Origin of the sequence: Bifidobacterium sp. ESL0769 (assembly GCF_029395495.1) — a bacterium.
In the GTDB taxonomy this organism is placed as follows: domain Bacteria; phylum Actinomycetota; class Actinomycetes; order Actinomycetales; family Bifidobacteriaceae; genus Bifidobacterium.
This window is the reverse complement of sequence record NZ_CP113918.1, coordinates 1,379,020-1,391,084: the sequence shown is the minus strand read 5'-3', so window position 1 is coordinate 1,391,084 and position 12,065 is coordinate 1,379,020. Positions and strand designations below refer to the sequence as shown.

9 protein-coding genes are annotated in these 12,065 nt (G+C 56.7%); 3 read left to right on the top strand and 6 right to left on the bottom strand.

Annotated elements, in window-relative coordinates:
* Position 1: 1 nt before the first annotated feature.
* The 3 genes from OZX72_RS05670 (at position 2) to dop (ending at position 4,272) form a co-directional block, all read left to right on the top strand.
* Positions 2–856, top strand: a complete 855-nt coding sequence (locus OZX72_RS05670; protein WP_277157719.1) for an aldo/keto reductase — start codon at positions 2–4, stop codon at positions 854–856.
* Between the two features lie 128 nt (positions 857–984).
* Entirely contained in the window at positions 985–2,547 is a 1,563-nt protein-coding gene (gene arc / locus OZX72_RS05665; protein ID WP_277159378.1) for a proteasome ATPase, read from the top strand.
* A gap of 33 nt (positions 2,548–2,580) precedes the next feature.
* Entirely contained in the window at positions 2,581–4,272 is a 1,692-nt protein-coding gene (gene dop, locus OZX72_RS05660) for a depupylase/deamidase Dop (RefSeq protein WP_277157718.1), read from the top strand.
* 367 nt (positions 4,273–4,639) lie between these two features.
* Here dop and OZX72_RS05655 read toward each other — a convergent pair whose 3' ends face one another.
* The 6 genes from OZX72_RS05655 to purB all read right to left on the bottom strand — a co-directional run bounded on the left by OZX72_RS05655 (position 4,640) and on the right by purB (position 12,040).
* Positions 4,640–6,163, bottom strand: coding sequence for a proteasome accessory factor PafA2 family protein (locus tag OZX72_RS05655; protein ID WP_277157717.1), 1,524 nt, complete (start codon positions 6,161–6,163; stop codon positions 4,640–4,642).
* Positions 6,163–6,357, bottom strand: coding sequence for a ubiquitin-like protein Pup (locus OZX72_RS05650; protein WP_277157716.1), 195 nt, complete (start codon positions 6,355–6,357; stop codon positions 6,163–6,165). Before OZX72_RS05650 ends, OZX72_RS05655 begins: the two co-directional genes overlap by 1 nt.
* Positions 6,358–6,442: 85 nt before the next feature.
* The gene (locus OZX72_RS05645) at positions 6,443–7,300 is read right to left on the bottom strand and encodes an inositol monophosphatase family protein (protein ID WP_277157715.1); all 858 of its coding nucleotides are present in this window, start codon (positions 7,298–7,300) and stop codon (positions 6,443–6,445) included.
* A gap of 174 nt (positions 7,301–7,474) precedes the next feature.
* Complete coding sequence (locus OZX72_RS05640; protein ID WP_033521170.1) at positions 7,475–7,759, bottom strand: HU family DNA-binding protein; 285 nt, start codon at positions 7,757–7,759, stop codon at positions 7,475–7,477.
* A 280-nt stretch (positions 7,760–8,039) separates the two neighbouring features.
* Positions 8,040–10,598 (bottom strand): lysylphosphatidylglycerol synthase transmembrane domain-containing protein, encoded by a 2,559-nt coding sequence (locus tag OZX72_RS05635; RefSeq protein ID WP_277157714.1) that lies wholly within the window; start codon positions 10,596–10,598, stop codon positions 8,040–8,042.
* A complete protein-coding gene (gene purB / locus OZX72_RS05630) occupies positions 10,595–12,040 on the bottom strand; it encodes an adenylosuccinate lyase (protein WP_277157713.1) in 1,446 nt (481 codons plus the stop codon). Before purB ends, OZX72_RS05635 begins: the two co-directional genes overlap by 4 nt.
* Between the last annotated feature and the right edge of the window lie 25 nt (positions 12,041–12,065).

Genomic DNA, 12,065 nt, shown 5'->3' with positions numbered 1-12,065 from the left:
TATGAGGGAACTGAACATTGCAGGGCAAACCGTGCCGGCGGTTGGTATCGGTACATGGCACATGGGCAACGAGCCGGAAAAGCATGATGAAGAGGTAGCGGCGATTAGAGCTGGCATCGAAGCCGGGGCACGAGCGGTCGATACCGCCGAGGTCTACGGTGACGGCAGATCCGAGACGCTGGTGGGCGAGGCGCTCAAACCGTTCAATCGCGACGATATCTTCCTCATCTCGAAAGTAAAACCGGACAACGCTTCCAAGGCGGCGATGGAACAGCATCTTGACGCCAGCCTCAAACGGCTTCAGACCGACCATCTTGACCTGTATCTCTATCACTGGCGCGGTGGCTCGATTCCGCTCGAGGAAACCGTCGCCGAGCTCGACAGGCTGCGCGGAACCGGAAAAATTGGTGCGTGGGGTGTCTCGAACTTTGATATCCCCGATATGCAGGAACTGGTCGGGTATCCTGCCGGCGGTAACGTTGCAGCCAACGAAGATCTCTATAACATCGAGTCGCGTGGCATCGAATATGACCTGCTGCCTTGGCAGCGTGAACGCCATATTCCGCTGATTGCTTACAGTCCTGTTGGTGGTCTCGCCAACAATCTCAAGACCAGCATGCTCACCGATCCCGTAGTGCGTGAAGTAGCGGCGCGACATGGCGTTTCAACGTATGAGCTGCTAGTCACATGGACCGTGCGAGACGGCAACACCCTGTCCATTCCGCAGACCTCGAACTCCGAGCACATGCGTGCCAACATCGCCGCGGCGGGCATCGAGCTGACCGACGAGGATATGGCGCAGCTCGACAAGCGTTATCCGGCGCCGACCCATCGCGTTCCGCTCGAAGTAGACTGAGCTTAAGCGGGTTTGATAAGAGAAGTGGATCTGTGATGAGTGACGGCGAGCAAGGCGACAACGGCCAGGTATCCGATCAAAGCGAGACGGATGGTGCGACTGACATGGGCAAAGCAGCGAGTATCGGTATGAATGGTAGCCTCGATTCGGATACTGGGCATCGCGAAACGTTCGACGACCTTGCACGCGAGAACGACAACCTGCGAGCCAAAAACCATGCGCTCGCCGTCGCTCTGACCCGTGCGGGCAAGGAGCTGCAGAAGGCGAAGTCCCAACTCGGACTGATGGCCTCGCCGCCTCTGAACTTCGCCACCATGGTGCGCGTGGATTCGTGTAGCACCGACGAGCAGGGCGTGCAGCATGCCAAAGCTGAAGTGCTTTCGGGCAACCGTCGCTTGATCGTGCCTGTGGCTTCGAATGTGGCCGCCTCGCGCTTGGTTGATGGCAGGACTGTGCTTCTTAACGAGAATATGGTGCTGGTCGAACAGCGGGGTTTGGAGATTTCCGGTTCTGTCCGCATTGTCAAGCAGGTCTTGGATGACGGACGGCTGATGGTCGCCGACGAGTCCGGCAATGTCACCCTGATCGAACGGGCGAGTGCGCTCGCAGATGTCTCCATCGAGCCCTCGGCCCGTGTGCTGGTGGACAGCATGGCACGGATGGCGCTAGAAGTGTTGCCCGTCGAAAATGCCACCGATCTGGTGCTGGAACAGACACCGGACGCCACCTTCGCCGACATTGGCGGGCTTGATTCGCAGATCGAACGCATCAAGGACGCCGTCGAACTGCCCTTCCTGCATCGCAAGCTTTTCGAACGTTACGATTTGCGTCCGCCCAAGGGCGTGCTTCTCTACGGGCCTCCCGGCAACGGCAAGACGCTGATCGCCAAGGCTGTAGCAAACGCACTCTCCGGTGGGGACGCCAGCAATGGTGTGTTCCTTTCGGTCAAGGGTCCTGAACTCCTGAACAAGTATGTGGGGGAGTCGGAACGTCTGATTCGTCTGATTTTCAAAAGGGCGCGAACTCGTGCCGCCGAAGGCAAGCCGGTCATCGTCTTCATCGACGAAATGGATTCGCTGTTGCGAACCCGCGGTTCCGGGGTTTCCAGCGACGTGGAAACCACCATCGTCCCGCAGTTCCTGGCCGAACTCGACGGTGTGGAAAGCCTCGACAATGTCATGGTCATCGGTGCCTCGAACCGTGTCGACATGATTGATCCCGCGGTGTTGCGTCCCGGTCGCCTCGATGTCAAGATTCGCATCGACCGACCCGGCAAGGAAGCTGCGGCACAGATTGTATCGCATTATCTCACCGATAATCTGCCGTATGAGCCCGGACAAAACGCGGAGACGTTGACCAAAGTCTTGGTTGACAGCGCCTATGAGGAAGGTTCGCAGCGGCATATCTGCGATGTGTGCGACGATCAGGGCCGTTGGTCGCGGGTCACCTTGTCTGACGTGATGTGTGGCGCGATGCTCAAGAATATCGTTGACCGCGTCAAGACGCACGCCGTCAAGGATTCGATTACACTCGGCCGTCCGATGGAAATCGGTGCGGATGCGGTGCTTCGGGCCGTGAACAACGAGTTCGAAGAGACCAGTGATTCGGTGATGGATTCCGATCCGGTGCAGTGGTCCAAAATCAACGGCATCGCCGGCGGCCACGCGGTGCGTATTCGTCCAGCCGAATAATAGTTCGTTATCGAAAGCAAGGGGAGCGAGCCGATGAGCGTTCGTAGGATGATGGGGACCGAGACGGAGTATGCCGTTTCGGATATGGGAGCCAACCACTACAACCCGGTTCAGCTTTCGTTTGACGTCGTCAGCGGCGCCGCGAACCCGGAGACGCAGCATATTCGCTGGGATTACCGGCAGGAAGATCCGCTGAACGATGCTCGAGGCACCCGTCTGCCCCGTGCCGCAGCCCGACCCGATATGCTCACCGATGAGCCGCAACGACAGATCGTCAATGTCATTGCGCCCAATGGTGGCCGCGTTTACGTCGACCACGCGCATCCCGAATATTCTGCGCCCGAGACCATGGATCCTTTTGAAGCCGTCTGTTATGACCATGCCGGCGACCGGATCATGTTCGATGCGTCGCAGAAAGTCAATGCTCGCAACCATTCTCATATCGTTCTGCATCGCAACAACGTGGATGGCAAGGGCGCCAGCTGGGGCACGCACGAAAACTACATGATGCTGCGCAGCGTTCCGTTCGACAAGGTCGCGGCACTGATGACGTTGCATTTCGTTTCACGGCAGATTTACACGGGCTCCGGCCGCGTCGGCATCGGTGAGAAGAGCGAGGAAGCAGGCTATCAGCTGAGCCAACGTGCCGATTACGTTCATTCCATCGTCGGCCTGCAGACTACGTTCGACCGCCCGATTGTCAATGCCCGCGACGAATCCCATGTCACCGGTGACTATCGCCGTCTGCATGTCATCGTCGGCGACGCCAACCGCATGGACGTGCCGCAGGCTTTGAAACTGGGCACGACAAGCATGCTGTTGTGGCTGCTTGAACACGCAGATGCCGATGATTCGGCCTGTGACCTTGACGGTTTGCTTGCGGATTTGCAGTTGGTCGACCCCGTCGAGGCGATGCACATAGTCTCACATGATCTGAACCTTGCTGCCCAGCTACCTCTTGAGCAAGGCGGTTTCACGACGGCCTGGCAGATTCAGGTGCGTCTGTTTTCGGCTGTTTCCACGCAGGGAGCGGCTACCTACGGAAGTGACAGTAGAGGAGAACCGCTGTGGCCTGATGAGCCAACAAAACGCATCATGACGATGTGGCAGCAGGCATTGATGGATGTGGCCGCCGTGCGCCATGCCAGCGATGACAAACGTCTGAAAATGGCTGATGAGGGCTCGCGCCTCGAATGGCTGCTCAAATGGCAGTTGTTGGAGCGTTTGCGCCGCAAAACCAATACCACTTGGTCTGACCCGAAACTGGCTGCTCTAGACCTGAGTTGGGCAGCCCTCGACCCATCACATTCAGTGTTTTCACGTTTGCAGTCGCAGACCGAGCGTGTGCCTCTAAGCTCAAATGAAAGCCAAGGTCAGGCCGGTATCGAGGTCCAGCGTGCCGCTTCAAAGCCACCGGAAGACACCCGCGCCTGGCTCCGTGCCGAAATCATCAACCGCTTCCCGAACGATGTAGTCGCCGTCTCGTGGTCCCACATCACCGTCTCGCAAGGCGATAAGACCGGTTCTGCTTTAGAATCCGAATACACCACGGACGCCGAGGGCAATCGCATGTCCCAAACGTCCTCTCATCTTTTTTCGTTGGACATCTCCAATCCCATACGTTGGACCAAGGCCAATTGCCAAGAATCCCTTGCATATTCCGATTCCAATCACGAATCCGCTGCACAAGCTTTGAAGCGTTTAGCAGACTTATTTAAAAAATAAAAAGTGAGATTTCAACTCAAGTGAGTGGAGGGGAGGGAGATGCGATGCTGAGACATAAAGCTTGGCCTATGCAAAATCTTCAGATTTTGCCTTCGCGCTCGATGCATCGCGCTCACTTCGCCTACAGACAGTCCACTGGACTGTCTGCTTCACGGCTCAGCCGGTAAGGGTGCCTCAACCTAACAAATGTCCGAAAATAAACGTAATAAATTATTACCAAAGTGAGTGGGAGGGTGGGATATGCGATGTTTTGGCATAAAGCTTGGCCTACCGGCCTGGAGGGTGCCTAAACATTGTATATCCCACCCTCCCACGGCAACGCTGAAAAGTAAGATAGCAGCGTTAAATGACCGGCAGAGATAACTCTTTATAAACTCTGCATCAATTGTGCGTAATCCGCATCAGGTGTAGCTGCGAACGGATCGATGAGCTCAGCTTCGTGACGAGTTGGGGCAGTCGTCTTGAGATGCGTCCAATCGCAGGTGAATGTTGCGCCTGAAGCTAGAGCCTGATGGACGAATCCTCCACGAAGTGCGGCACGAGTGTCTTGAGGCGGGTTTTCGACGGCATGTTCGACGGCTTCATAGGTTACAAGCGTTTCCACCAGCCCATGTTTAACCAACGACGGATAAATACTTCCGTTGGCAATATCGTGGTAATTCATATCGATTTGGAGGGCTTGCGTCGTCGAAAGCGAGGGGTTGCGTTCCTTCATTTTGCTGAGCAGCTGGTATTTCGCCACCCAGTCGACGCGGTTGGAGAGTGCCGTAAAATCCTTGGACGACAAAGCATCAAGTGCTGTTTTCCATTCGTGCAGGATATCCATGCAGTCGGTATCCGGCAAGGATTGCTTGATTTCGTCATGATGAGATTCGACAAAACGTGAAACAACGGCAAAATACAAATACTGGATTTCCAAAGCAGTAACAGTATGATTCTGGCTTCTATCACCAGAACCTGAAGTTTGTAGCCCAAGCTCTTGCTGTTTGGCTCGGAATGAGGCCGAATCTTCGAGCTCAATCACCTGCTTGCAGCAGCTCAGGTCGGCGCTCATCGCCTTGTTCGAAGCACTGGGGTCGTTCAAAGCGCAGCATTCAAACTCAGAGGCAACGCCTCGTTTCGCCGCGTCTTCGATGGCGCAGAGCACCAGATGGGTGGTCGCCAGTTTCATCTTCGTTGCCCATTGCGAGCGGTTGGAATCGCCGATGATGACGTGCAGTCTGCGGAATTCGTCCGGGTCGGCATGCGGTTCGTCGCGTGTGTTGACCATCGGCCGGAAGCGTGTGGTGGAGGATGAGACGCCTTCGTCGAGAAATGCAGCCCGTTGCGTGATTTCGAAGCCGTTTTCGCTCACCCTTCCGGCTCCGGTGAAGAGCTGTCTGGTTACCAAAAACGGCAGCAGCTGCGCCTTGATGATGGGCAGGGAAACATAGCGCCGCACCAAGTAGTTCTCATGGCAGCCAAAAGCGTGGCCCGCCGAGTCGACATTGTCTTTGAACAGGTGAATGGTCGCGTGCTCGCCGTGTGTCTTGCGCAACCGTTCCTGTGCGCCGATGGCGAGGCGTTGCATAATCTGTTCGCCGGCCAGGTCCTGCGTCAGCGCAGCCGAAGGATCCCGTGCTTCGGCGGTGGCGTATTCGGGGTGGGAACCGACATCAAGATATAGCCGTGAGCCGTTCTCCAAGTAGGCGTTGGTGGAACGAGAGCGCGAAAGTATTGGCGCGAACATCATCATCGCGACTTGCCCCGGGTCGCAAGGCTTGTTCGCCCCAGTCACGGAGACCCCGTATTCAGTTTCGATACCAAAAATGCGATGAAAAGAATCGTATTCAGGGGAGCGCGATGACTGATTGCCGGGCCCTTGATTGCTGCTGTCACGCAGCTGCGGCATCACTCGCCACCTTTCTGCACGAAGCTCGAAACGTAGGTTTCCGCATCGGTTTCCAGCGTCGAGGAGATGTCGTCGAGCACGGCGTCGAGCGCGTCTTCCTGATCCTGGACCGTGTCGGTTTTCTGACTTTCCTGCTGCCCTTGTGATTGAGGTTCTTCGCTTCTGCGCTGTCGTTGTGCGAACTGCTGTGCCATGTTACTCCTTCAAGTGTTGACAACCTTGATTATCGAATCGTAGATTTACCGGAACGGATTTATCGTAATGAATTAAGTCTGTAATCTATTGGAACGGATAGGCCAGATCGACGAGATAAGGCTTGAGCTCTTCGGTGATTACCCCGTTGGTGGCGACGATGTCGTTCTCGCTGCGCCAGTGGATGGGATTGCCGTTCCAACGGCTCACCTTGCCCTGTGCCTGCCGCACCACGACAGTGCCTGCTGAGACCGCGGGAATGTCCCAACGGTGCAGGTGTGGCTCGAAGTAGGCGTCGTAGGTGCCGTCCGCCACTTTGCAAAGGTCGAGCGAGACAGGCCCGATGCGCTTGACGTCGGCTGGTTTGCCGGCGATCTCGCTCAAAACGTGGAACGCTCGTTCGGATTCCGCGGGCACATGTGACATGCCGAAACTCACGACGGAACCGGTCAAAGAACTGATGGTCGAAGGAAGTACTTTCCCGCGTTTCTCGCCGATCGGCGTGCGGCGGATACGGATGGCGCCCTGCCCGTTGGCGGCCAAATAGGTAAGGCCGAGCGCCGGAGCGTGAACGACGCCCAGAATCGGCTGTGCGGAGTTCTCCTCGTTGAATTCGAACAGCGAAACGGTGATGGTCCACTCGCTCATGTTGCGTCGGAAATTGATGGCCCCGTCAATCGGCCCCACGCACCAGAAACGGTCGCCGGGCTTGGCGTTTTCGGGCCGGTCTCGCCACATGCCGTCGAATGGTTCGAGGTAGTTGAGGCGGTTTTCGACGAAAGCGATGAGCTTCTTGTCGATGGTGCTCCCTACGCGCGTGGACGTCGACGGGATTTCAAGTTCGGCGAAATCCTGCGGATTGATTTGGTCCTGAAGCGCGTGTTTTCCCGCGTCCTGCGTCACCTGGGCCACTTTGAGCGCCAACGCCCTTGGATTAGTCGTCATATCTACCTGCCTGTTTTCGTTTTCGCCGTTTACATACTATCCCGTAGGCTTTATAACCTTCAACATGCCCGAGACTGCATGAAAAACATATGGAAATCTCACAAAAGCGCATGAAAAAACCTCCGGTCAAAAGTCAATCGGAGGTTTGGAAGATCAGATGATCCTATGATTGTCTCACTTGGAGGCAACGGCCTTCTTAAGGAGGCTGCCAGCGGAGATGCGGACACCGTAGGATGCCGGAATCTTGATCGTTTCGCCGGTGCGCGGGTTGCGGCCGGTGCGAGCGGCACGACGGACGCGTTCTGCGGAGAAGAGACCGGTGAGCTTCAGGCCTTCGCCGGACTGCATTGCCTCGACGAACACATCCTGGAAGGCGTTGACGGCCGCTTCGGCCTGGGCCTTGGTCAGGTTGGACTTCTGTGCAATCTTCGAAACGAGATCAGACTTGTTGTATGCCATGAAGAATCCTTCTTGATTAGGGGCTTTCTGTTTGGTGAAAGCCACGTTTCAGTTGTACATTCTAGCCCAAAGTCTCGCCAAATACTGCGGATTACGGCACTTTTTTCGCCGATTTGTAAAGATTTAGGTCTTACAAGGGCATTTTTTAGTGTATTTCGATAAAAAATCATTCCGAACGTGCCTGCGCCCCTGTTTTCCAGTGATATTGCGCCTATAGGCTTCCGTTTCCAAAATGATAGCGAAAATTATTCCGTAGGTTTCAAAGTAATCCAAAGCGGTCTTAGAGCAGATTGCGATGGTCGAGCCGTTTCATTGCGAGGAAGCCAATCGGGATACGCAGCCAGTAGAAACCGACACGATACAGCAGCGTGGCGCTCAATGCCACCGCTGGTGGCACGCCGATCGAGGTGAAGGCGAAAGTAAGCGCGGCCTCGACGGCACCCAAGCCGCCCGGGGTGGGCGCTGCGCTGCCCAGGGTATTGGCCAAAAGGAAAACGAAAATGGTCTCCAACGGATTCGAGGAGGTGCCGAAAGCCATTAACGCCGCCCAGAACCCGAGGCCGGTGGCGATGTTGAGAATCAGCGCCCCGAAAATGCCACTGGCAAGTTTTTGCGGTTGGGAGAGGACTTCGACCAATTGATGGGCGTAGGAGAGAAGCATCGGCAGATATTTGTCGACAATCAGGCGTCGGATCGGGGTGATGGCCATGCACAGGCACAGCACAAGCACGATGGCGCCGATTACGACAACCAGCGTGTTGGTCGGCACCATGCCGGAAAGCATGTTGCGCCCGGTGAACAGGCCCATGATCAGCAGTAGCACGATGGTCGTCAGACCTTGTACCGCCCATGTTACGGACATGATGGCAGTGGCTGCGGTGTTCTTGTAACCGCTTTTGCGCAGGTACTGGAGGTTGACGAACGCCGGTCCAACGCCTGCAGGCATCGAGACGGCGGTGAAGCCGGAAGCAGCCTGCGAGCAGAAGAGGTCAAAGGGGTGACGCCTGTCACTGTCCATGAACGAGCCAAGGGTGATGGACGAGCCGACCCAAGCAAGCATCGAAAGCAGCAGACAGACCAGCGCCCAGCCGAGGTTGGCGTGACGCACGGCGGCGATGACCTCATTGGGCCTCAGTTGAGTGAAGATGACGGCGACGGCGATGATGAGCAGGGTGATGGAGAGGAACGATTTGACATTGAAACGGGCCAGCGTCACCGGTTCCGAGGCCTCGACCTCGTCGCGCGGATCAAGCGCATTGAGACCTTCACGCACTTCGCCGAGCAGTTGCTTGGTCCAGCTGGGAAGATTCCTGGTGGCCGAGGGGATGGCGACTTTTTGGATGAACGGCGCCAAGGAAATCAACGTCTGACGGTCCCATACTTTCAGTGCCGATTCAATGGCCAGTTGTGGGTCGGTCAATGTTGCAAGCAAGACCAGCAGCTGCACCTTGTCCATCGCGATATTGGTGCTGCCGCTGGCGTAATCACCGTTCTGCCAACCGACGATGACGTGCTCGCCGTGGATTTGGGCCAGTGTGTCTGGTGTAATACGTCGGTGGGTGTAGCCTCTGCTGTTCGCTTTGGCGAGATAGTCCATATAATCGACCATTTCGTCTTCGGTGAGGTTGCTGAGGTCGACGGGACTTGGGTTGTCGGTGACGTCGAGCACCAGTAGCGAGGATTCCTCGCTGTCCATCACCCCGTATGGGATGGGTGTCGTCAGACCGCAGGATTTGAGCCCCAACAGCATCGAGAAATGATGATGGATGGCATCGCTTGCCGAACGGTCGCGGCGGATGGCCACTCCGGTGAACCGCAGGCCTTGCCATAGCTGGTTCAAGTAACCGGCGGCATGAGGCAGGGAATCCAGTACGGAGATGATATAGCGTTTGCCTCGTTCGTCTTTGGCGTCGTAGATACGTGAGTTTTCGATGAGATCGTCGTCAAGTCTGGATTTGAGGGCTCCGGTTTCGTCGTCATCTTCGCGCCGATGCAGTTCGGTCAATTTGAGCCCTATGTTGCCCACCGCTTGAACGATTCCCGACCCCCAGAGCCCTTGAGTTCTGGTTCCCATCGCAAAGCGCAAAGTTAGCCCGATGACCCGTCCCACAGCAAAGGAGACGATGGTGCCGGCCACCGAATGCCATGAGACGATGACGAAAACCGCGGCCGCGATGAATAGCGTGTTCCAACCCCATTTCACCGAGGAACGGGAACGTTTCGGTCCGGCTACGGTCAGGAACGCCCCGATGCCCGCGTAGAAGTCGGGGAGCATCGCCGGCCCCGCGCCTTCGCTGGATTGCAGGGCATCCATCAGCGCGGGAACGCCCAGATGGGCCAGGACGAAGGAAAGGACCAGGATAACGGCATATCCGCAGAAGAGCGCCACCACCGAAACCGCGGACTGGAACCATTCCCTGTTGATGAGCAGATGGATCAGCACACTGATGATGATGGCAAAGCTCAGAAACTGCTGAAGAATGGAAACCGGCAGATCCATCAGCCAGGTGAAGGCCTGGCCGGCGGTTTTGGCGTCGTGTTCGACGCCGGTGGTGATGCCATGCAGATAGGTGGCGAAAACGATGACGACGACCGCCAATATCAAGGCACCTACGGCATGGAGCAGATCGTTGGCGTTGTGGGCGCGTTGGGGGGCGACGTCGTCGATATCGACCGCCGAACGCTGTTTTGGTGCCTCTGACGTAGCCTGATTATCCGGCTTGAGTGAATCCGGCGTCAAATCAGGCATCAGGTCTGATGATTCCGGCAACGAATCCGAAGCTGAAGCTTGCGAGGAAGGTCCCTCTGAAAGTGACGAAGAGGGCGTTTTGCTGCTCATTGCCCGTCAAAGCCTACCAGTTGTGCCGCTAGACCGGTGTAGGTCTGCGGTGTAAGCGACTTCAGGCGGGCTGCGGTCTCCTCGTCGAAGTCCAATGAATCGATGAACGTTTCGATATCGCCCTTGGAAATGCTCTTGCCGCGCATGAGCTCCTTGACTTTTTCGTACGGCCGTTCCATGCCTTCTCGTCCGGCGAATTCCTGGGCGCGCATGGCCGTTTGGATGGGTTCGCCCAGCACTTCCCAGTTTTCGTCGAGTTCACGGGCGATGACCTCAAAGTTCGGATGGATGGATTTGAGGCCGCCGAGCAGGTTGTCGAGCGCCAGCAGCGAATAGCCGAGCGCCGCGCCGACGTTGCGTTGGGTGGTGGAATCGGTCAGATCGCGCTGCCAGCGGCTTTCGACCAAGGTATTGGAAAGCGTGTCGAGGAATGAACAAGAAAGCTCAAGGTTCGCTTCGGCGTTCTCGAAACGAATCGGGTTGACCTTGTGGGGCATGGTCGACGAGCCGGTCGCGCCCTTGACGGGCACCTGGGCGAAGACGCCGCGGGAGATATACATCCAGATATCCACCGCGAGGTTGTGCAGGATGCGGTTGATGTGGCTGATGGTGCCGTAAAGTTCGGCCTGCCAGTCGTGGCTTTCGATCTGCGTGGTTAGCGGGTTCCAAGTCAGGCCCATACGGTTGATGACGAATTCACGCGAAATCGCGATCCAATCGGCATTAGGGCAGGCGACAGTGTGCGCACCGAACGTGCCGGTCGCCCCGTTGATCTTGCCGAGGTATTCCTGTTCGTCGATATGTTTCAGTTGACGGCGAAGCCGATGAACGAATACTGCCAGTTCCTTGCCCAAGGTCGTGGGTGTGGCGGGCTGGCCGTGGGTCAGCGCGAGCATCGGGAGGTCCTTGAATTCCTCGGCTTTCGAGGCGAGGAAATCCGTCAGTTCCTGGGCTTTGGGAAGCCAGACTTGCGTGACGGCCTTTTTGATGCAACGGGCATTGGCCAGGTTGTTGATGTCTTCGGAAGTGCAGGCGAAATGCACCAAGGTCTTGAGATTGGGCAGTTGCGTGTCGGCCCCGAGTACGCTTGGCGCGCGGTCGAGTTCGTCGTCGATGTAGTATTCGACGGCCTTGACGTCGTGATGGGTCTTGGCTTCATAGGCCGCGTGGCGGGCGATGCCCTCGGCGCCGAAATCTTCGGGAATATCACGCAGATATTTGATTTCAGCGTTCGTGAGCGGTTTGACGCCTTTGAGCACTGGCCTATTGCCGTTCCTCGCAAAGCCGTTGGCCAGAAGAATCATCCATTCGATTTCGACGGTGATGCGTTCGCGGTTCAATGCCGGTTCGCTCAGATATTCCACGAGTGGGGCGGTCTGTTTGTGATACCGTCCGTCCAATGAAGTCAACGCGATTGCCGGTGAAATCTGGGTAAGCTGCATAAGCCTTTACCTTAGCGCAACCCGT